Source organism: Photorhabdus asymbiotica (genome assembly GCF_003634575.1).
In the GTDB taxonomy this organism is placed as follows: Bacteria; Pseudomonadota; Gammaproteobacteria; order Enterobacterales; family Enterobacteriaceae; genus Photorhabdus; species Photorhabdus asymbiotica.
On the sequence record NZ_RBLJ01000004.1, the window covers coordinates 251896 to 273926 of the forward strand.

The following is a 22031-nucleotide window of genomic DNA, read 5'->3' on the forward strand; positions in this document are numbered from 1 at the left end:
TCATTACCTTATTATTGGGTTAAGTTAATCTTCGCACCTTTAATATCAACCCCGGATTTACCGGTGGCGAATAGAGATTTTTCGGCCTCTATTTTAATTTCCTGGGCATGGGTAATAAGATTCTTAGCGGAATTAAGCGTGATATCTTTATCCTGTTGCAAAGATAAGGTATTTTTGCCGCTATTTAATGCGAGGGTGTTATCTTGATTATCGAAGATTAATGCCTGTTGTTTTTCCCCCTGTTTAATCACTAAGGTTTTCACCGGATTTTTTTCACTCGGTTCTAACGGTGATTTATTTTTGGGGTTGTGCATAGAGCCTAATATCACTGGGAAGCGTGGATCACATTCAAAGAAGCCAATAATCACTTCATCCCCCGGTTCAGGGTAGAAGCAGAATCCGCTTTCATGGCTGGCGTAAGGTTTACCTAAGCGGGCAAAAAGGGTGCCGTTGGTTAAGTTCAAAGCCGGTATTTTGACCGGAATACGTCCCAGTGACTGACTATCCCGCTGATATTTTTCCACGATCCCGACATGCAGCTCTTTCACCAGCGGTACAACGTGTTCTACTTCCGGTAATAGTCCCAGAGTGAGTCGGGTACGCCAGCCTTGCCGCTGATTGATGGTATGACTGACGCCGGTGATAATCGCCTGACCATCCATCCCCTGACCGAAGCCGTTTAACGCGAGTACATCGCCTGCTTGATAACGGTCATTGCCTTCGACCTCGAAATTACCGGAGACGTTATGACTTCGCCGGTTATTCAGGATGCCTTGAGCAAGATGTTTGGCTTGTTCATTGTCCAACGGGTAGCTGAAAGTCCATTGCCACTCTTGATTGGTCAATGATGCCAGGTTGTCTGTGGCGAGTTGATTACGACCTAGTCCGCTGCTTTTTGCCTGATTGGCTTGAGACAGCTTTTGTTGGGCAATATCCCAGGACTGTACACTCACGGTTTTGGCGTTGCGTTGGTTATCCCATTGCAGATTCGCTTCAAATAGGACGGCATCCTGAGGGTTAGCTCGCTGGTGGAGAGTATGCACAGTTGATCGATTAAGTGATTCCGGGGTTACCAGCGTCACGTTATCGTTACCGGGCAGTAGCCAGGTGTGGGTTGCGAGCAGCCGACTTTTTAGAAAAGTCCAGTCATTGCAGCGAAACTGTACCATTTGCTCATGCACCGTTTTAAGCTGTGGTGCTTGTTTTATCGTGACAGGGATACCGGCTTGGCTGAATAGCTTTTTGAGAATCGCCTCATCACTTTGTTTGTTGAACAGTTGCGAGTGGAAGTTGTGGGTTAATTTTTGCAATGAGTGTTTAGCAGTCAGGGTAATCAGGCTGTCCTGACCTTTAAGCCCCAATGTTTGCCGAACGATGATCCCTTTAAACACTACGGTTTTTTCGATCTGCACGCTAAGTTCATGATTGGGGCGGCAACTTGCCAGTTCAGTTTGCGCCTTGGCATCAAAAATATGATTTGCATCACCGGCAATACCTAAGGTGATGTTAGCCGAGGGGATGCCATTGATTTGATGATTGACGGTCAGACTGATAACAGTAAATTGACTGAGGGCTTTGCCACCTATCTTGATAGTGATTGCGGGTATCTTCATGCATCCCCCTGCGCTTGCAGCGTTTGACCGGGAGTGAAATCATCAAGATTATCTAAATCGTTTTGCCAGGCTAGCGAGAGATAATCAATACCGCCTGCCAGGGAGGCTCCGGCACCTAAGGCGATCAAGGGTAGGGAGAGCATATCGGCTACATTGATTGCGGTGACTGGCGGTGATTTTAACTGTTGCTCAGTAGCCTGAATAACAAAGCTTTCATCTGCCACCAGAGATAGGGTAGCGCCGGCTCGCAACGGTGTGGCGTCCCGATCAAACAGGGTGTAACTGATGCTAAGGCCGCTGGCACGGCAAGCAAAATAGCCTTTGTTTTCCCACCGCATTTTGCCCCATTTAATTTTAAGAAAGTGGGGGACGTTAGTACTGGCATCCACGGCACACAGGGTTTTCAAGGTCGCCAGCTGCGTTTCCACCGAGGTGTTGTTGCCGGGCATAGTGGCATCAAATAGCAGAACTAATGACAAACCAGCCGGTTGGGATAACACATAGCGGCTGCTTTGACTGGCACTGTTAACGCTTTCGTCCTGCTGATAACGGGTTTGGTAGTCGAGCTGGATGGCATCAGGGTTATACATCGCCTGCAAACTCCCTACCGAAATTTTCCCCTCACGGTCCTTGAAAGCGGTGAGGGTGAGTCTGGACAGGCTGCGTTCAATTAAGCTCATAATGACCTCCTGTTTCGCGCAATGCATCTAGCACTGCTTGTTTCACCTGTTCAATCAGGCGGGTGTTATCCAGCACTTCTTGCGCCAGCGTGCGTGGTGCGACGGCGTGACTCGCTGGATCGGTAACTTTAGCCTGAATAATCAGCTCCTTAATTTCGACGGTCATGCTTTCACTCCTAACCAGCGCATATCCTGATAGCGTAGCTCCAGGGTATTGACCAGAACCGTATTGCTATTGGCATCAAAATCCCCGGTAGACCAACGAACTGGCAGCGCGTTACTTAGCGTCCAGCTGGCTACGGGGGCTGAATTTTCATTCAGTAGAATGATGACCACATCGGTATAAATTGCTTTTTCACCACGCAGGACGCGATCAAACGTCAGTGTCAGTGGCGTAACGGTCATCACGCCGCGCTCCAGTACCAGACTGCCATGCTGGATTTTCTCGGACAGCCAGGTATTTCTGGCATTTTCCCCGCCCTGACTGTGTTGACTGGTTTGCAACTCACGGCTGAGGCCAGATATCCGTTGAAAGGCAATGTCGAGTGGGCTGGGAATATTGTTGAAAAGAAAACTGGCAATAAAACGGTGTGACACCGACGGGGTGTATAAGTTGTTCATATTTTGCCCCTGTTTAATGGGTGATCCCGGTACGGGTATCGAATGTCAGGCTTAGCTCGATAAATTCTGCCGGAATTAACAGCGCCAGCCTGATTTTCATGATCATTTTTCCAGCCCGCAGATCCGCTTCACTCATCGATTCGTCAATCCCCAGTAAAACCTCAAATGCCTGATCTTCCTGAGTGCCCCGTAATCCGCCGTTTAGCCATAACTGACGCAGCCAGTTGTAAGCCTGGCCTTTAAACTTCATCCAGGTGATGGCGTTATTGGGTTCAAATACAAAGGCTCGGCCCAGTTGAGTCATATGGGCTTCAATATAGGAAACCAGACGGCGAGTCTGGATGTAGCGCCAGGGAGAACCGGGCGAGTTGTCCAGCGTGCGGCATCCCCAGATCCTTGTCCCTTTGCCGGGGAAGCTGCGCACCAGATTCAACGAGGTACCGTTCTGATTAAACAGCTCATCAGCTTCAATATAAGAACGTACCGGGTTGATGACTTTGGCTAATGGGACATTTGCCGGTGCATGCCAGACAACCATTTGGTTATCGTTACGCTGAATGATGGCGGCCACCGCTGCGGTAGGTGACAGCACAATCGGCTGATTTTGTTCCTGATAAGCACTTTTCAATCTTGGCCAATATACGGCGCCCCATTGCCGATCATCTGAGGAAAACTGTGTTAAACATTCAGCGGCCAGCACGGGATCATCTGGGGCATCCAGCAATCCCATGATGCCGCGTCGGCTGTTGCAAAGGTTAAGTACGGATTGCCAAAACTGTAGCCAGAACTGAATCTTATCGTGTTGATCTATTCCTGAATCGGGATCATTCATCTGATTCAGATAGACAATATCGGGGACTACAATCAGCGTGATAGCACTCTGGGCGGAGATCGCTTGTTTAACCCAATCTTGTTGTAGGGTGGTGGTCAATGATTGAAAATCGTCTTGGCGTTTATCAGATCCGAGCGACAGTACATAGGCTTGCTGACCCCCGTTTTCAAAAAAGTGACGCACGGAATAGTACATTAAACCTGATTCAGCAAATGACAGGGTAAAATCGGTCAGGCTGTTTAGCTTGACAGCGGTTTGGTCACTAACACGATTGTTTTTAGCAGGTTGGGTATAGCCGATAAAAACCGGTACACCAATAAATGCATCATCTTGTTTCTGGGATATCAGGTTCTCCGTGATGGTGACGCCGGGCTGTTTTATTTCCATTCTCGGTTCCTCAATAGAACAGGCGCGGCGAACCGCGCCTCAGTACGGTTACTGTGCTACATTTTGCGAAAATTGCAGGATAATAAATTCAGCCGGACGGACCGCCGCCATACCAACCTTGACGATCATTTTGCCTTGCTTAATGTCAGTGTCGGACATAGTGAGATCTTGACCAACTTGAACAAAATAAGCTTCCTGCGGGCTGTTACCGGCCAGCGCCCCTTGTTGCCAGAGTTGATGGAGATAGTTATCAATGGCTGAACGGACGCGTTCCCAGGTTGGCTGACTATTGGGTTCAAAAACGGCGAATCGCATGGCTTGCTTGATATCTCGTTCTGCCGCATTGAATAGACGCCGAACCGGAATGTAGCGCCAGTTGTCATCATCTTGCAGAGTACGCGTACCCCACACGACAAAGCCACGACCATTGAAATAGCGAATGGCATTGATACCGTTTTGATTCATGGTACCTTGTTCATCGTCAGTGAGTCGTTCGGCTACATCATTAATCCCGCTCAGCACCACGTTAGCGGGCGCTTTCCAGACGCCACGGCGGGCATCGGTGGCGCAATAGACACCGGCCATCACTGCACTGGCGGGAATCGTTTTGTTTATGTTCTGTATTGCAGTCACAGCTTTCTGATAGACATCTGGGTTTTTATCTTTGAGCTGCACCAGATTGGTGACTTTGTCTGCTGTTGTATCTGCATCCTTATAGCCTGAAACAGCAACAAGCTCCTCTTTGGTTTGCATCAGCTGTGAGACTTTCACTGCGGGATAATAGGTTGCAGTTTGTGAAGGGACATTCGCGCTAATAGCGGTTGCTTTATCCTGATTGTCGGCGATAAGAAAATAGCCGTTATTCAATAATGAAGGTGTCAGGTTGTTATATATCTGGCTCTGATAATCAGAATCTTGTTCAGGACAGACAATTAAAGTGATGTCTAACGCTTGTTCAATTAACTGAGGGATTAAGGCCAGAATGTCAGTCTTGCTGGTATCCATAATTGGCAGGATATAACAAGGTCCGCCGCCATTTTGGAAATAAAGTTTTACCGCATCACTGCTTATTGTGTAGCTATCAACTACTACCTGGTAAGTGTAACCGGGGGTTTCTTCCGTTACATTAGGCGTTGTGGCATTTGCTGCGGTAGTCACTTCTGTATCGTTTTCAGCTCCTTCATTGTCTTTGACTGATACATCGCCTTCGACTTTTTTAGGTTTTTCAGCAGGAGTGGGTTCGGTTGATGTGATTGCTATTGATCTGGCACAACCCACGTTAAATAGGTTAGTAAAATCCAACCAGCTATTAATACGTGTTATTTGAGGTGTTGTGCTGGTTTTTTGGGGTAAGAAACGCCCAATAAAAACGGGGATTGCGGTATTTCCCTGGCTAACAGAAAGTGCCAGTGATGCGTCTTCTTCGATATAGACGCCAGGATAAGTTGGTGTTGTTGGCATGTTGCCTCCAATTATTGAGCAATGTTCTGCGTAAACTGCAAGATAATAAACTCGGCTGGACGAACCGCCGCCAGACCCACTTTGACAATCATTTTGCCCTGCTTGATATCGTCATCGGTCATCGTGGTGTCCTTACCGATTTGAACGAAGTAGGCTTGTTCGGCTTTGTTACCCATTAAGCCGCCTTGCTGCCAGAGGGTGTGAAGATAGTTATCGATAGCGCGGTGGACAGCTTTCCAGGTGGGCTGGCTGTTGGGTTCGAAGACCGCGAAACTCATGGCGTTTTTAATATCCCGTTCCGCACTGTTAAACAGGCGACGAACCGGGATATAACGCCAGTTATCATTGTCCTCAAGTGTGCGAGCACCCCAGACCAGCGTGCCGCTCTTAGGAAAGGTACGGATCATATTCAGCGCCTTACCTTGGTTGTATTGCGCTTGCAAATCATCTGTTACTGGATATTTAGGTTGCAATCCGCCTTGAATAGCCACATTTGCCGGTGCTTGCCAAACACCCCGGTTGTTATCGACACGGGCATAGATACCGGCTATCACGGCACTGGGTGGGATATCAATGACGGCTTTATTTTCTCCCCATTCAGCGGTCAGCCAAGGATAATAAACTGCGCCATAGGCTGTAGCGGTATAGGATTTAAGCACTTCGCCAGGTTTTTGGTCTGAGGTTATTTGGGTGATTGGACCATCAAAAATGGCGAATAATCCTTTGCCAGATTTGCAAAGTGCGTCTGCGGCAGTGATGATTTCTTCTCCGGCAGCGACCAGTAATGTCACATCATCAAGTTTTGGAACGTGTTTTTCTAACTCCTCGGTTTTAACGAGATAGCAATATCCACCACCGTTAATGAAATAAGCGCGTAGGGCGATATCAAGTTTGTCAGTGGCAGTAAATTGTCCACCTTTGAGTGACAGATATTCCAGCCAGCTGTTAACACGAAGATAGGAATTATCGGTGATTAATGAATTGCTTGTTGCCACGGCAAAGACAGGCACTGCTGTTGCACCGGAACGAACGGAGAGTGCCGGTGAGGCGTCCTCTTCGATATAAACGCCGGGATATGAATATGTTGGCATGTTGCCTCCAATTATTGTGCAATATTCTGAGTAAACAGATTGATAAAGTGGGTCAGCGAATGAATTCGGACGATTGTTTCAGGTGGGTCAGTATCGGAAGCATCACAGGTGAAAATGGGCGTTATTGTTTACGCATGGATAACCGATAGTGCAAGAGATGACGTTCCTCAATATAAACACCTGATACCTGAGATGGATATAAAGTCTTCCGCTCTTAAGCTGCCTGAATTGTCACTCGATCTGCGGTCAGGGTAATTTCCTGCACGGCAACTTCGTTGCTGGTGGCATCAAAAGAAGGGGAAGTTAATGAGGTTGGAAACGCATTTGCCACGCTCCAGGTCATTAAAATTTCAGTGCCGGCTTCGTTGGTTAAACTAATTGAAATATCTTTTTTCTCAACCTGATTAAGCTGAATAGAATTAATCCAGTCAAAAAGTTTAGTATCGCCAGAGAATACCCCTTTACGCAGCGAGATATTAATCGCCTGACGTTGACCCGGCATTTTATAGTAATTGCCAGTACCATCTTTGTATTCTATGACGTCATGAGAAATATCAAGGCCGGAAACGCTGTTAAAAGGAATTTGCTCATCGCCGAGAGAGACAACAAATCGGTAAGTAGGAATTGGATATTCAACAGCAATTTGTTCTGGAGTTGTAGACATAATGTTTCCTTAATGGATTATTTTCGTTTAAAAGATAAACAAAGGGTTATTGCTTTGTTTTGACTAGCACTGAGTTATGGGTATATACCCTTCATCCTTCAAGTTGCTGCTTTGTTGGCTGCTTTCACTCACCCCAGTCACATAGTTATCTATGCTCCTGGGGATTCGTTCACTTGCCGCCGCGCTGCAACTTGAAATCTATTGGGTATAGCTACCGCAACAACCTGATATAGAGGTTATTATTTATACTGAAAAGATTTATCTAGCGATTATTTAAATCGTCTTTAATAAAGCGACATGATTATAAGTAATCAATATTCAGAAGGAATATTAATTAATAATGAAGGTTAATTATTAATTGGTATGGCAGAGGTTAGCCATTTTAGGTATTAGCACGGTTTTATTGCTTGGTGGTTTCAAGTTGTTTGCGCTTAAGGATGGAAAAGTTTGAATATGGAGTTTTTTCTCATTCAATCTATTTACAGGTTATTATTTTCTTATGACTTTCATATATAAAATTTCATGAATATAACCAGCATCTTCTTATAGATATATAAGAATAAATTAGTTCTTAATAACTTATCTGGTTAATGATTTGTTTTAATTTTTATATTAATCAGAACGGTTAATTCCGACTGGTTCTCTTCATGTGATTTATTATTTGGAACAGCTAATTAGCCTGTTTTGCTAACAGATGGCTCTATTTAATAGGTATAATCTGCAATCACTCACAATAGATGGTAATAAACCAGGGAGAATAGTATGGAAGATCATTATCCATAACTTTTACCCTTTATCTTTCAAGTTGCTGCTTTGTTGGTTGCTTTCACTCACCCCGGTCACAGAGTTATCTATGCTCCCGGGGATTTGTTCACTTGCCGCCGCGCTGCAACTCGAAATCTATTGAGTATAGATGTGCCAGAAAGATAACGTTGATGTCAGAACTTTTTAATCTGATATCAGGTAAACATTAACACTTAATAAAGGGTGAATGCAGGAAAGTTTCATGAACAGCCGTGGATGGTGTTAAAGATAGGTAAGACCGGGACTTGTTTTTTGTAGGATTAAAACTCGTCAATGTCAACATTAACGGCAGTTTTGTAAACGAGAAACGTTCATTATAGAAATCATGACAATAATAGATGTAAAAAATTTAACCAAAGTGTATAAGTATCATGAAAAAGAACCTGGTTTTGTTGGTTCGATTAAGTCATTAATTAATAGGAAATATGAATATAATAATGCTGTTAATAATATTTCTTTAAAAATTAACAAAGGTGAGTTCGTAGGATTAATTGGCCTCAATGGGGCTGGAAAAACAACTACACTTAAAATGTTAAGTGGAACAAGTGGAACGGCTACAGTTTGGCAGGAAATACCTTGGGAACGCTCTTTAAAATACCGGAATAAAATCTCTATGGTGATGGGCAATAAAATTCAATTGATATGGGATTTGCCGCCTATGGACTATTTTGGTCTGATTAAAGATATTTATAATATTTCCACAAATGATTTTAATAACAGAGTAAATAAACTTTCAGAATTATTGAATGTTACAGAATTGCTAAAAATACAAACGAGAAAACTATCGTTAGGCGAAAGGATGAAAATGGAATTAATTGGTGCAACATTGCATAATCCGGAAATTATGTTTATGGACGAACCAACAATAGGCTTAGATATTTTTGCGCAAAAAAATATTAGATCTTTTTTACGGGAGTATAATAAGACCTACCAGGCAACGATCTTGTTAACCAGTCATTATCTTGAAGATATAAAAGAATTGTGTGATAGATTGATTATTCTTCATCAGGGAAATATTATCTATGATGGGAAAACTATTGATATCATTAATGCATTTAGTCGCTATAAATATATAAAGATGAAATTAAAGAGCGGGGTCGCTAATGGAGAGCTTGAACTATTCGGTGAAATTACGAATCAGGAGGATTTAGAAGTTACATTGAGAATTGATCGTGAAAGGGTGTCACAAACAGTAGCAAATATTCTGGAAAAATTCTTAGTTGAAGATCTGAATGTAGAAGAATTATCAATGGAAGATATCATTGCTAAGGTGTATTCGAAAGAAGAATAAAAATAAAAAACCTCAAGAATTGAGATGGAGGTCTATATGGTTAATAAGTTGTCGATAAAAAAATATTTGCAGGTTTTTTATATCACTTGGCAAAAGGGTATTGAATATCGTTTTAGCGTATTTTATATGATTATTGAAGCGTTAATTCCAGCTATTGCAATGATTTTCTTATGGAAGGCTATTTATGAAAATGGCGATACATTGGAAGGATATACATTTTCTGAGTTGGTTATATATTTTATCGGTGCCAGGCTTATTAATTATTTTGTATGGTATGCAATTGACTGGAAGTTACATGAACAAGTTCACGAAGGAAACCTTAGTACATTATTACTAAAGCCTGTAGATGTGCAAATTTATTATTTTTGGGAAATGATCGGGGATCGATTGGTTAATATTATTTTAGGCGTTGTTCCACTCGTATTGTTGACGGTTATATTTGGGAGTTATTTTGATTTCCAAATATCTATTTATAATCTATTTTCTGGTTTTCTATCTATTGTTTTGTCTTGTATATTGTGGTTCTTAGTATCTTGGACGATTGGTTGTTATGTTTTTTGGACTCAAAAAGCAGATATGATTTTGTTTGTGAAAGAAATAGTTATTATGAGCTTGGCTGGAATATTTTTCCCAATAGATATTCTTCCCTCATATATTGTCACAATCATTGATAAAACCCCTTTTCCATATCTTGCATACTTCCCATTAAGAGTATTACTTACTGATATGAATGGAATGAATGTGATATTCGGATTATTTATACAGGCCATTTGGTGTCTTATATTCTTATTTTTAGGAAGAATAGTTTGGAAGCAAGGATTGAAAAGGTATGTAGAGGTAGGAGGGTAATATGTTTCGATATTTAAAACTGATGAAAAAGATTCTTGTGTTAAGTCTGCAACAAGATATGGAATTTCGTCCTAATTTTGTGGCTGCTGTCTTTTCGTCATTACTATGGATTTCAGTTCCTATTATTCTTTTTAAAGCCATTTATGGACATGTTGATAGTATTGCAGGTTGGGCATGGGAAGATATTATTATATTACTAGGTACCTATGTCATTATTGATTCTGTGATGATGGGATTATTGATAAACAATATGGGAGAACTCCAGGATGATATTATAGAAGGAAAACTTGATATTTATCTGACCAAGCCAATCGACTCTCAATTTTATGCATCTTTTAGGCGAATTGATTTTCCTCAATTAACAAACACAATCAGCGGTGTATTTATTGTCGTGTATGGATATTATTCTGCTTCAGTGAGTTTTCATTTTATCGATTTACTTCTGTATATTTTGCTGTTACTGACTGGAATGATAACGTATTACAGTATTTGGTTTATTTGGACTGTTACTTCGTTTTGGTGGCCTAGCAATGAACACAGAGATTCTTTGTTCTTAAATAATATTATTATTGCTCGTTTTCCTATCGATATCTTTAATGGAGGGTTTGGTTTTATTTTTAAGATGATAATTCCTCTAGCATTAATTGCAAACCCTGCTGCCATGGCATTATTTGGAAATATTGGATGGGAATTAGGGATAATGTCAGTTTTCATTTCGATTTTTTTCTTAATTCTATCAAGGATAATTTGGCAATTGGGATTAAAATCATATTCCAGCACAGGTAGCTGAGAAAGGAGGAATGTATAATGTATCAAATATATGCAAGTGTTCTTATTATTACGAGGAATAAGCCAGAACGTCTGGAAATTACGTTACAGTCCCTTGTAAATCAAGAACCAACTGAGGTCCCATTTGCTACTGTCCTGATTGGATAGTGATCAAAAAAATCTCCATTCGTACTTAAAAAACCTGAGTTAATGAAAGGTATTTTTCCTCAACTGAAGAACACAGTTGTGTGCACCATTTTTGCGAAAATGTGATCTGTGTCAGATGCAGTACAACAGTAAGGCTTAACAACAAACATACTTAATTTATAAAAAATATTTATATATTGTGATTTGCAGATAATTGACAGAATAAAATTTACTGACTTTTTAACAAGCTGCATCATTAGTTTTGATTGATATTTGCGATCCAAATTAATAAATTTGATAGTTTTTACCGATCGATTGTATGATTTTTGAACGTTTTAAGCAATTTTATTTTTCAAATTATAACTTATAGAATTCATTTCAATTTGAAACATTGAAGTATTTTAAATATTTTTATTTAAGTGATTATTTCTATGTTTTTTATTTCGCATTGAAAGTATATGGAGTGTTTAGTCTTCCAGGTAGTGAGTTGTAGTGCGTCTATTATTTTGATTTTGGAGTGATGAGTATGAATAAGAAAGTCAATGTGCTACGTAGTGCCAAACGTCAATCTGGCTTTACTTTGATTGAGGCATTGGTTGTGATGATTGTTGGCATTGTGATATTAGCCGCAGCCGCAGCAGGTATCGGGAAGTTGTTCCGGGCTTCGGAAATCTCAACAGAATCATCAAATATCACTCAGATGGCAGCAAATGTGAAATCAATTAAAAACGGAGCCAAAGGCTATGACAGTTTGGATAACAAGGTGGCCATTAATTACAAAGTTGTTCCGGCTAATATGACTCAGGATGGTAAAACCGGGATTATTTTTAATAGTTGGAATGGTAAGGTCACTATTTCTCAGGGAGATGCGACCGCTCAGACCTTTAAGATTGAATATCAGAATGTACCTGATGAGGCTTGTCAGCAACTTTCTCTGAAATTGCGGGTGGAGGGCTGGTCGAAAATGACTGTTGGTAACGGGAAAGGGCAGCAATCGGCTACGGAAATTAAACCAGATTCGACGTTGGCTCAAATTGATGCTGCATGTAATGCCAAGGACGCAAATACAGTGACACTTATTTCTGCCAGTTAGGGCATTGATTGATTTTGTGATGTGAGGTGTGTTTATAAGGTTCTTTTGTGTTGAATCTACTGGGAGAACATCATGATGATGGGATGGCTGCAATCTTCTATCGGGTGTTTGGTCCTGACATCAGGATTGCTGGGATTATGTGTCGGCAGTTTTCTGAATGTGGTGATCTGTCGTCTGCCGATCATGATTATCTCTGAAAGCAATAATGAGACTACCGGTTTTAATCTCTGTTTTCCCAGTTCTCATTGTCCACGTTGCGGTCGCGTGTTGGCCGTCCGCGATAATATTCCCCTGTTGAGTTATTTATGCCGGAAAGGGCGCTGCCGGTACTGTAATGGTATGATTTCATTACGTTATCCATTAGTTGAAGGCACTATGGCGGCGCTCTTTTCTTTGCTGGCGTTGTTTACAGGATGGCATTACTCGCTGTTGGGGCTATGGGGGCTGAGTTCGATGTTGGTAGCGCTGGCTGTCATTGATGTCGAATATATGTTGCTACCTGATCAACTGACACTTTCTTTGTTGTGGTTAGGGCTGTTGTTCAATCTGGATTCTGCCGGATTTGTGGCATTACCTCTGGCAATCAGTGGTGCGGTTTGTGGATATCTGTTTTTTAGGCTGGTGGAGTGGATTGCTCGGCAATTGTTCCAGCGTGATGCGTTGGGAATGGGAGATGCTAAATTTCTGGCGGCACTTGGTGCCTGGTTGGGGGTAGCAGCGCTTCCATGGGTGGTTTTACTTGCAGCAAGTCTCACCCTAATAAGTTATCTGACAATTTGGCGGTTTCGCAGCATAAGGACCGCACCACAAATACCTTTCGGCCCAGGTCTGGCGGTGGCTGGATTGATTGTTGCGTTTTGCCAAAGGTAGCCAGCGGAGTGATAGGAACAGCGGTGCACTCCCTTTGAGCTAGGATCTCTCTTGGGGAAAATAGGTTATCGGATGGAAGAAATCTCCGTACTTATTATGTAAGAAGGGCTTTTTATGCATGATGAGTCTATATCGACATTGACGATACGCCGCCATGATGCAGGCTTCACGTTACTGGAAGTGACTGTTGCACTGATAGTACTGGCATCAATGATGGTGGTTGGTGTGGTTTATCTCAACAGGCAAAGTGACATGCTGGTGAACCAAGTTGTTGCCGGGCAGATTCAACATCTTGGTGATGCGGTAGTGGATTATGTTAATGATAATTATGTCGCTTTAAGTCATGGACCAACACCAATATCAATTAATTGGGCAGAGATGACCCCCTATTTACCTCCAGGGCTTGATCAGAATACGGTCAATCCGCTTGGTCAGAAATATGATGGTGTTTTGCGTATCGTCATGTTACCCAATGGTAAAAAACGTATCGATCCGTTGATTTACACGGTTCCGGCAATGATTGGTGGCAAACAGCCAAATGTTGCCAATCATTCGATGAAGATCGCGCAATTGATTGGTGTTGGCGGGCTGTATCTGGATTACATAAATCGGGACAATCGTAATCCGGCCACTTATTGGAATAGTTATGGTCAGGTCAATGCGCCTAAATCTTTTGCTGGTTTTTTCCGTGAACAACCCAATGAGATCGGACGTATTTTTTACGCGCCATTCATGCGGGATGCGTCAATCTATGGTCCAGGGACATTGGCGGGTGACTTGCTTCACCGACAAAAAACAGGTGGGCATCCAGAGTGGAATAAGATGGAAACCAGCATCAGTATGGGCGGCAATAGTCTTGATCAGGTGGATATGTTGTCAATGCAAGGCTCTGGAATGATTAATGGTGCAAATAAGATAGCCTTTTCTTCCCGCTCTCAAGGGAAGCAAGCTTATATTGAACAAAATAATGACGGTGCAATTGTTATCAATCCAGAGCATGGCACGTTATTTATTCTTGATGGTAATGCTAATCCTGGTAATAAAGGCACTTTGGCTGCTGGCGATGTTCAGGCAGATAAAAATGTCATTGTTGGCAATAACCTAGTGATAAGCACCAAAACTGGAAATTTTGTCGGTGGCACTTGTCCTGCGTTAGGTAATGTATCCATGAGTAAACAGGGTGAATTGTTGGTGTGTCAGGAAGCCGACATGGGTCTAGCGTTGCAATGGAAAAATGCTAGCGGAAATAAACAGTTATTTGCGAATCAAACGGTAATCGCTCATGGTGACAGGTCTGCACCAGAGATGTTACCGGAGATGATGAGTGAAAGCGGTAAGGCAAATAGTCGGCCTTTCTTTAACCACTCTGATGTTCCGGTGTTAGTCACTGCTTCTACACCGCCGATTTCCGATGGTGATCATCTGCGTTGTGTGTTGGCTGTATATGAAGCGGATAAAAATGGCCACAGTCAGGAATCTGGCGTACCGCTTGTTTTTCAACAATTAGAGTTGGTGGATTATCCAGAAGTGAGTGCTAATGTAAGTCTACAGAATGCAAGTACTTGTGTAGTGACATTCATTGCAGGACCACATCGCAAATATAGCATTACCAGCATGTTCCACTCTTCTAAAAACAGTATCCATATTTTGGGCCGTCATAATCGATGATCAACAGCACTCTGTATCTGATTATTTGGAATTAACCAAATTCAGAGGATTGCTGCTGTTTTTAACCTAAGCAGGAGAATATCAATGTGGCCATTAGCTATTGTCGGGATCGCCGTCATATTTTTCATGCAACTGATTTTCGGTGAGCTATTGTATGAAGTGCGTGTGCAGTCAGTGCGGGCCAGGACTGATATAGCCGTGTTGTTTCGTTGCTATGCTTCAGCCGGTGTGCACTTACTTAATGATCATGTTCAGGGAGCGGTCAGGCGTCGGGATATGCAGCAAGCATTGACCGCCCTGCATATAACGTGGGTGAACACCGATGCCTGGTGTGACAACTTTTCCAAACGATGTCTCTGGGGGGCATTTATTTCAGGGGCACATGTCTATATTTTCCGCAAAAATATCAACTCTGGCGACAATCGATTATTGCATGGTGCTTTCGGAGAATTGCTTAAGTGGGGAGCAGAACCTGATCAGATTGGTTTCAAGAGTGGCTCCAGACTGATTGACGGTAGAGCGAGGCGAATAGGAAGCCCGCTTGCCAGACAATTACCCAATGATGTTCGACAGTTTGTATCTGACGGAGCGCTGGTAGAAATACTGTAGTTGCTGCTTGGCTAGTGGGCTTTCTTCGGGTCACTGAACTTTATTAATAGGTTGTTTGGCTACTTCTTTTTCTTTGGAAAGATCGATGAATAAAATAATCGCATATGTTTTGGCGGCGTTTTTCTGTATGTCAAATACCGCCGTTTACGCAGCATTTACGCCAATATCGGTTCCTTTAGCCGCGGTATGGATAGCTACGCCTGGGCAAACTCTGCGTGCTGTGACCCAAGAATGGGCCAATAAGTCCGGCTATCAGGTGATATGGGATGCTTCCTATGATTTTCCGATCAGAGCTGGTTTGCGTTTCGATGGCTCGTTTATCCATGCGGTCAGTGAGTTGTTCGAAGCTTACGCCATGGCGAATCGTCCTTTCACCGTTGATATTTATCAGGAACAGCGGCTGGTCCATGTACAGGCTCAGGGGTAATAGCATGTGTATTCAATTTTTGCCGTTTTGTAGATTGATATTGCTGCCCTGCATAGTCGCTGGCTTGTCAGGTTGTGTTGCGATTTCTAAGGTCGATCATCGGGCAGATACCGAGATGGCAAGGGCTACCGATATTATCAAGGAATTACGCAAGACTCCCGCGGCGGCAGTGGTGCATGTTCACGAGCATGGCTATTGGGTGTCAACCAAGGAGATTCCATCAAAGAAGGAGAGTGAGACGGTTTCCTGTATGTTGACTCTGGAGGAAGCCGAGTCGATGACTCTGAACCAGTTTGCAGAAAAGATTAAACGTATCTGTGGCGTACCGGTGCTGATCAGTGCTGATGCACGGCTTGCGGTGTATCCCAGTTCAGTATCGGATGAGAAAGGAAGTAGCAGAGAGGTTGTTGTTAATTCGAACACTCAGCCGCTATCTGAACGCAGTGAATCAGAAGAGATGAAAATCAACGTGAACTGGCATGGCTCTTTGGCAGGTTTACTTGATTCGGTCGTTTTATCAGCAGGATTGCATTGGAAAGTGCACAATGGTGCGGTGCATATTTTCAAAACAGAGACACGGGTATTTCAAATATATGCATTGCCGGGCACGGATGCGTTGTCTTCCAGTGTGACGGCGACAACCAGTGCAACGTTCGGCGGTGGCGGCTTAAGTGGAGAAGATAGTGGTAACAGCGGTAGTTCCCAAACGCTTGCGACTTCTTTAACTCGTTCGGTGATGGATGAGATCCAAAAAACGGTATCAAATATGCTGACGCCCGGTGAAGGTAAATTAACTTTGTCGATGGCGACAGCGTCATTAGTGGTAACAGATTCCCCTGAAGTACTTGATAGAATTAAGGATTATATCGATCAGCAGAATAAATTATTGACAACGCAGGTGGTGCTTAATGTCAAGATCCTTAACCTGATGTTTGATCGGGCTGATCAGTATGGTGTTGATTGGTCTCTGGCTTATAAAAGCGCTCACATAGGAGTGGGTGGTGAGGGCAGTAGTGCCGTTGATGGGAGCGGGATTAGCACGAATATTCATATTCTCAAAGGGCCATTTAGTGACAGTACTTTACTGATCAAGGCGTTATCGGCTCAAGGTAAAGTTTCTATAGTGACTCAACCTTCTGTTACTACGCTAAATTTGCAGGCGGTACCGATGCAGGTAGCAACGCAGACCGGTTATGTTGCATCCATTTCTAATACTTCAACACCACAAGTTGGAACTTCGGTAGGGATTGAGCCAGCGACTGTGACGACGGGCTTTAATATGTTGATGTTGCCTTATGCAATGGCCGACAAGCAAATATTGTTACAGTACAACATTAGCTTGAGCGATTTAAAAAGGCTGGAGAAATTTGGTAAGGAAGAGACCGGTCAGGTGCAGTTACCGACCGTGGACTTACGTGCATTCAGTCAGAAAGTGCGGCTACATTCAGGTGAAACTCTGGTGCTGTCAGGATTCGAGCAACAGTCAGATGCCAGCGATCGCAGTGGCTTGGGTAGCCCGGATAATCAATTCTTGGGTGGGAGCCGTGAAGGTAAAAGAAACCATAATGTGATCGTAGTCATGATTACCCCGATAGTGGTAGATTGAAAAATGACCCAGACTGAAACAGGCGCGGAGCGAGCTATGCAAATCAAGTTATATGGTAAGACTTTGGTAGCAGGCATCATTTGGCGGCCACCCGTTACTATGTTGGCACGTTCTAATATACGTAGGAGTGGGATTGCGGCAGGGTTTACCTTGATTGTTCGGCATCGTGTTGGGCGAAGTATACAGGTCGGGTATGTGCCAAAGGAGGCAGGAACGCCAGGTTGTTATTCATTGGCGGTGACTTTGGCTAAAGCCGTGGATAAGTCTAACTGGATAGGTGCGTTTTGTTTGCCTGATGGACAGTATGCATTGGTTGCAGTACACCAAGGCGCGATAATGGCTGGACGTGATTTGATCGGCACTCGTGAAGAAATTGAAGCGAAATTGCGTGATACGGTGCAGTTGGTAGAGGGAGCCAATGGGGTTTGGAATGCGATCTATGCGCCGAAGGAGTTTGAGTCGCCGTGGCCAGAGATGTCATTAGTGCAATTGTTACCGAAGTCTGCATTGAGAAAATCTGTTGGCCAGCTTGAGAGTTTAACTGGCGAAATGTCGAAGCATCAAATTAAGGTCTTTGGTATGACCGCGGGTACGGCATTCTTGCTGGCGGGTGGTTGGTGGATGTGGCACCTCTGTAAGCAGAATACAGAAATAAGGGTGCCAGATTTATCCAATGAGGTGGTGGAGGTTCCACCGCCGCATCCGTGGATTGCGCAGCCAAAAATGGCATGGCAGTTTTCCGCGTGGAACAAAGCGTTAGCCAGGGTTCCCTTATCGCTCGCGGGTTGGCAGGTTGAATCCATTATGCTGGACGCTGATGCGGTTTCCGTGAGTTATCAGCGTCATGATGGGATGCCGATCAATATTTTTCAGGTTGCCGCGATCAATATTTTCCGGGCTGGCCCGGTGATTTCCAATGGTGGGGAGCAGGCACAGGTATTAATACCGTTTGAGCAGTTGCAGAGTCATGATCGGGAAAACAATGACGATGTGTTGCAGCCGTCAGATCAGGCGTTGATTGAGCTGATGTCTTATTTTCAGGCGCTCGGTTTACCCCCTCCAGCTTTGACGGAGGGTGCTTCTGTTTTGCCCCCTCCGCCGCCGCCTTTGTCGGGGGGTGAAACACGCGTGTGGGCTAACCCTGATTGGCAGACTTATGACTGGACACTGACTTCTCAATTATCACCAGATGCACTGTTTTCAGGTAAAACGCTACCTGGATTGAGGGTAATCAGTGCCAAAATTGTGTTATCTGATGGTTTTCCTGAGTGGGAGCTAAGTGGGGTTTTCTATGCAAAAAATTAGTCAGTTTGTCATCAGTATATTTGTGGTGTCGCGATTTTCTCTGGCTTATGCACAAGTATCATCTACTGAGAGTCCGGCAGTTCAGGCAAAATCCGTTGCACAGAATTCTTCATTGCCAACCGTAACGACTGACAGTGTTGCGGCGCAACTGGAAAAGTTACAGACAGATTTGATGTTACTTAAAGCTGAAACCGCAAGGGCAAATGCTCAGGCTGAATTCGATAAAATTTCCAGAGAGGTGAATAAAAGTGGTGTTGTCAATAATGATTTGCCTTTGGTTAAGTCAATCTTTGGGCGAAATGGGGCATTGACCGCTACACTTCGATTTCGTTCAGGCGGCATTATGGACGTGAAAACGGGGGATCAGTTACCGAATGGTTATAAAGTAATCCGAATAGATACAGGAGTAGTGACTTTCGCCAAACAAGGGCGACTCTATGATGTTGGTCTCACGGCTACAAATGATGCATCGTTGTTGGATAGCCTTGACTTGATGGTTGCCCCACCGTTGCCATTAAACCATTAGTTGTTGATGGATGGAGATTTCTAATGGCAATCACAAGCTCCGATCTGTTGTGTATGGTCAGGCAGGGTGCAAAAGTTTTATCTGCCTTGAATGGTGCACTTGAAATTGAGTTGGCTAACCGCAGTTTGATTTGTCTTGTTGAGTTACCCCAGCAAAAAGGGCAATGCATACTTGCCGTGTCTGCATCCCACAGGCTTGATCCACATGTGCTGGCCTATGAAGAAACGGTGAAAAGACACGGTCTCATCTACCAAATTGTCACTTGTGGCATGGGGAACATATTAGAATTGTACCGTCTTGGTAAGGGGCATTGTCATGGACTGGGAGGTACAGAGTCGGATGTTCAGCGTTATATCATTCGCTTGATCGGCGAAGCGACTGAGGAGCGTGCGTCAGATTTACATATTGTTGCTCGCTACAATTATTGTGAAATCCGTTGTCGTATTGATGGTCATTTACGACCAATAGGACAACTGCGTCCGGCAGAAGGGTTACGATTATGCGCGACTATCTATCAAAGTATGTGTGATGTGGCCGAACCGACTTTTAAGCCGATGCAGGCACAGCGCGCGCGAATGAAGGATGAATTCCTGACCGAATGCGGACTTTCCGGGGCGCGTATTAATACTCGTCCACTCGATCGGGGCATGTTGATGGTATTGCGATTGTTGTATGCGGACAGCCCCGGAACGATGTGTACCCTAAGCGACCTTGGTTATTTGCCCGAACAGTGTCAGATACTGGAAGAATTGATGGACCATCGGACCGGTGTAGTCCTCTTGTCTGGTGCGACTGGTAGTGGGAAGAGCACCACCTTGAAAGTCGTAATGCAAAAGATGATAGCCGAACAAGCTGGCATTCATCTACTCACGCTTGAAGATCCACCTGAATATGAGATAGCCGGTGCTAATCAATCCCCCATAACCGGTGATCGAGGTGATAGCGTCGTGGTCGAACAAGAATGGGCAATGGCGATTGCTGATGCAATGCGACTCGATCCTGATGTGATTATGGTTGGTGAGATACGCGACGCAGTGACTGCAAAGATGACATTTCGGGCAGCAATGACGGGCCATCTTATCTGGACTACGATCCATGCAAACGATGCTTTGGCGATCTTGCCCCGCTTGCAGGACGAGGCGGTGATGGAGTCGTTATTGATGGATTCGCGGCTAGTGATTGGTTTGGTTAATCAATCGCTGATCCAGGTGTTATGCCCTCACTGTAAAGTCCCCCTGAAAGGGCATGAATGGGAAGTTTCTGAGCGTCTATTGAAACGATTGAATCTTTACTGCCAGTCGGAATCGGTCTGTCTACAGGGAGCTGGCTGTGATTTTTGCAAGCAGAGCGGCATTTTGGGCCGAACAGTCGTTGCTGAAGTGGTACGCACTTCCCCCGGCTTGATGCAGGCCTATCGAATGGGTCACCACCATGGAGCGACCCGATATTGGATTTCAGAGATGGGGGGATTAAGCAAGGTTGATGCACTCATTTGCAAAATAAATGACGGAATCATCGATCCCCGTGCGGCAGAACGTGTGATGGGCCCGATTATTCCTGCGATCCATCAAATAGAGTGAAATGAATATGTCCATGACCGATTTTGTTGAAAGATTGAACTATCAATTGGCGAAGATACAGTTTGGTAAGAAAGCACGGATTCGTTTTTACGGGCACCTTATCATGATGTTGGAAAATCGGGTCATGCTGATTGATGCATTACGCGAGATGTATAATATTGCCAGCAACGAGGGCCATAAACCTAACAATGGTTGTGCATTGGTGTTAAGTAGTTGCTATGAATCTGTGAGTCAGGGCAGTACGTTGGCAGAAAGTTTGCAGCAATGGGTAGACCCTAATGAGGTGGCGGTGATTGCTGCCGGTGAGCGTTCCGGCGATATATGTAGCGCTTTTATGGATGCGATCGCTATGATCGAAGCGGGTAATAAGATCCGTAGTGCGGTTATTGGTGCATCTATTTATCCAGTGGTACTCATTGGAATGATATGTGTATTGTTGCATATTGTGGCAGGCAGTCTGGTGCCCAAATTGGCTGCTGTTTCTAAGCCGGAGACTTGGGATGGTGCGGCTTATACCCTTTATTTGATGGGAATATTTGTCAATGATTATGGATTTTATTCGCTGATATTTCTGGTGATATCGATCATTTTACTGTTGTTCTCATTGTCTTTTTTGGGAGGCCGCTTGCGAACAGTACTTGATCGGCTTCCGCCATGGTCACTGTATAGAACGATTCATGGCAGTATGTTCATACTGAATGTGTCATTGTTGATCCGTTCAGGAATGATGTTGCAATCTGCGCTGGAATTGCTGCTAGAACAAGCCGGTTCACGCTGGTTGTATGTGCGTATCGCTGCTACGCTCGAGCATATTTCAATGGGGGCCGGTTTTGGTGAAGCATTGCGCGATACCGGTTATCGTTTTCCTGACGATGAAGCGATAAGTTACATTAGGTTATTATCACGATTGCAAGGTTTTGATCAATCAATGGCGAAGTTTGCGCGGCATTGGTTGGATGAAACGATAATTAAGGTTCAGATAGTCACTCGTGGATTCCTGTTGGCTTCAATTATTATGATCGGTGGTATGTTGATGCTGGTGGTTACGGCAGTGTCTGGCATTGAGAATGCGATTGAACAATCACTATCTATGCCATCTGTTTAGATAATGCAGTGATTATATTATTAAAGACGTAATG

At 43.9% G+C, this 22031-nt stretch carries 21 protein-coding genes; 13 read left to right on the forward strand and 8 right to left on the reverse strand.

Going from position 1 to position 22031, the window contains the following annotated elements:
* Positions 1-11: 11 nt before the first annotated feature.
* The 8 genes from BDD30_RS16970 to BDD30_RS17005 all read right to left on the reverse strand — a co-directional run bounded on the left by BDD30_RS16970 (position 12) and on the right by BDD30_RS17005 (position 7349).
* Positions 12-1613 (reverse strand): phage baseplate assembly protein V, encoded by a 1602-nt coding sequence (locus BDD30_RS16970; RefSeq protein ID WP_015834928.1) that lies wholly within the window; start codon positions 1611-1613, stop codon positions 12-14.
* Positions 1610-2293, reverse strand: coding sequence for a CIS tube protein (locus tag BDD30_RS16975; protein WP_015834927.1), 684 nt, complete (start codon positions 2291-2293; stop codon positions 1610-1612). Before BDD30_RS16975 ends, BDD30_RS16970 begins: the two co-directional genes overlap by 4 nt.
* Positions 2280-2459: a DUF5908 family protein gene (locus tag BDD30_RS16980; protein ID WP_041382070.1), complete on the reverse strand. Its 180-nt coding sequence runs from the start codon at positions 2457-2459 to the stop codon at positions 2280-2282. Before BDD30_RS16980 ends, BDD30_RS16975 begins: the two co-directional genes overlap by 14 nt.
* A complete protein-coding gene (locus BDD30_RS16985) occupies positions 2456-2914 on the reverse strand; it encodes a phage tail protein (protein WP_015834926.1) in 459 nt (152 codons plus the stop codon). The genes BDD30_RS16980 and BDD30_RS16985 overlap by 4 nt, the downstream gene beginning before the upstream one ends.
* 13 nt (positions 2915-2927) lie before the next feature.
* The gene (locus BDD30_RS16990) at positions 2928-4133 is read right to left on the reverse strand and encodes a phage tail sheath C-terminal domain-containing protein (RefSeq protein ID WP_015834925.1); all 1206 of its coding nucleotides are present in this window, start codon (positions 4131-4133) and stop codon (positions 2928-2930) included.
* A 48-nt stretch (positions 4134-4181) separates the two neighbouring features.
* Positions 4182-5594: a phage tail sheath family protein gene (locus BDD30_RS16995; protein WP_015834924.1), complete on the reverse strand. Its 1413-nt coding sequence runs from the start codon at positions 5592-5594 to the stop codon at positions 4182-4184.
* Positions 5595-5605: 11 nt separating this feature from the next.
* The gene (locus BDD30_RS17000; protein WP_015834923.1) at positions 5606-6685 is read right to left on the reverse strand and encodes a phage tail sheath family protein; all 1080 of its coding nucleotides are present in this window, start codon (positions 6683-6685) and stop codon (positions 5606-5608) included.
* Positions 6686-6899: 214 nt separating this feature from the next.
* A complete protein-coding gene (locus BDD30_RS17005; RefSeq protein WP_015834922.1) occupies positions 6900-7349 on the reverse strand; it encodes a phage tail protein in 450 nt (149 codons plus the stop codon).
* A 1129-nt stretch (positions 7350-8478) separates the two neighbouring features.
* Here BDD30_RS17005 and BDD30_RS17010 point away from each other — a divergent pair.
* The 13 genes from BDD30_RS17010 to BDD30_RS17070 all read left to right on the forward strand — a co-directional run bounded on the left by BDD30_RS17010 (position 8479) and on the right by BDD30_RS17070 (position 21997).
* Positions 8479-9444, forward strand: a complete 966-nt coding sequence (locus BDD30_RS17010) for an ABC transporter ATP-binding protein (protein WP_015834921.1) — start codon at positions 8479-8481, stop codon at positions 9442-9444.
* Positions 9445-9480: 36 nt separating this feature from the next.
* Positions 9481-10293, forward strand: a complete 813-nt coding sequence (locus tag BDD30_RS17015; RefSeq protein WP_121302743.1) for an ABC transporter permease — start codon at positions 9481-9483, stop codon at positions 10291-10293.
* A 1-nt stretch (position 10294) separates the two neighbouring features.
* The gene (locus BDD30_RS17020; protein ID WP_015834919.1) at positions 10295-11083 is read left to right on the forward strand and encodes an ABC transporter permease; all 789 of its coding nucleotides are present in this window, start codon (positions 10295-10297) and stop codon (positions 11081-11083) included.
* A 651-nt stretch (positions 11084-11734) separates the two neighbouring features.
* Entirely contained in the window at positions 11735-12301 is a 567-nt protein-coding gene (locus BDD30_RS17025; protein ID WP_041382067.1) for a type 4 pilus major pilin, read from the forward strand.
* A 72-nt stretch (positions 12302-12373) separates the two neighbouring features.
* Positions 12374-13171, forward strand: coding sequence for a prepilin peptidase (locus BDD30_RS17030; RefSeq protein ID WP_015834917.1), 798 nt, complete (start codon positions 12374-12376; stop codon positions 13169-13171).
* Between the two features lie 114 nt (positions 13172-13285).
* Complete coding sequence (gene pilV / locus BDD30_RS17035) at positions 13286-14839, forward strand: shufflon system plasmid conjugative transfer pilus tip adhesin PilV (RefSeq protein WP_015834916.1); 1554 nt, start codon at positions 13286-13288, stop codon at positions 14837-14839.
* A gap of 84 nt (positions 14840-14923) precedes the next feature.
* Positions 14924-15448 (forward strand): hypothetical protein, encoded by a 525-nt coding sequence (locus BDD30_RS17040; RefSeq protein ID WP_015834915.1) that lies wholly within the window; start codon positions 14924-14926, stop codon positions 15446-15448.
* A gap of 85 nt (positions 15449-15533) precedes the next feature.
* Positions 15534-15875: a toxin co-regulated pilus biosynthesis Q family protein gene (locus tag BDD30_RS17045; protein ID WP_041382064.1), complete on the forward strand. Its 342-nt coding sequence runs from the start codon at positions 15534-15536 to the stop codon at positions 15873-15875.
* 4 nt (positions 15876-15879) lie between these two features.
* Positions 15880-17481, forward strand: coding sequence for a PilN family type IVB pilus formation outer membrane protein (gene pilN / locus BDD30_RS17050; RefSeq protein ID WP_015834913.1), 1602 nt, complete (start codon positions 15880-15882; stop codon positions 17479-17481).
* Between the two features lie 36 nt (positions 17482-17517).
* The gene (gene pilO2 / locus BDD30_RS17055) at positions 17518-18786 is read left to right on the forward strand and encodes a type 4b pilus protein PilO2 (RefSeq protein ID WP_121302768.1); all 1269 of its coding nucleotides are present in this window, start codon (positions 17518-17520) and stop codon (positions 18784-18786) included.
* On the forward strand, positions 18773-19312 hold the full coding sequence (pilP, locus tag BDD30_RS17060) for a type IV pilus biogenesis protein PilP (RefSeq protein ID WP_049795209.1): 540 nt from the start codon (positions 18773-18775) through the stop codon (positions 19310-19312). Before pilO2 ends, pilP begins: the two co-directional genes overlap by 14 nt.
* A gap of 23 nt (positions 19313-19335) precedes the next feature.
* Positions 19336-20892 (forward strand): GspE/PulE family protein, encoded by a 1557-nt coding sequence (locus BDD30_RS17065; RefSeq protein ID WP_015834910.1) that lies wholly within the window; start codon positions 19336-19338, stop codon positions 20890-20892.
* A 13-nt stretch (positions 20893-20905) separates the two neighbouring features.
* On the forward strand, positions 20906-21997 hold the full coding sequence (locus BDD30_RS17070; protein ID WP_231849138.1) for a type II secretion system F family protein: 1092 nt from the start codon (positions 20906-20908) through the stop codon (positions 21995-21997).
* Positions 21998-22031 lie beyond the last annotated feature (34 nt).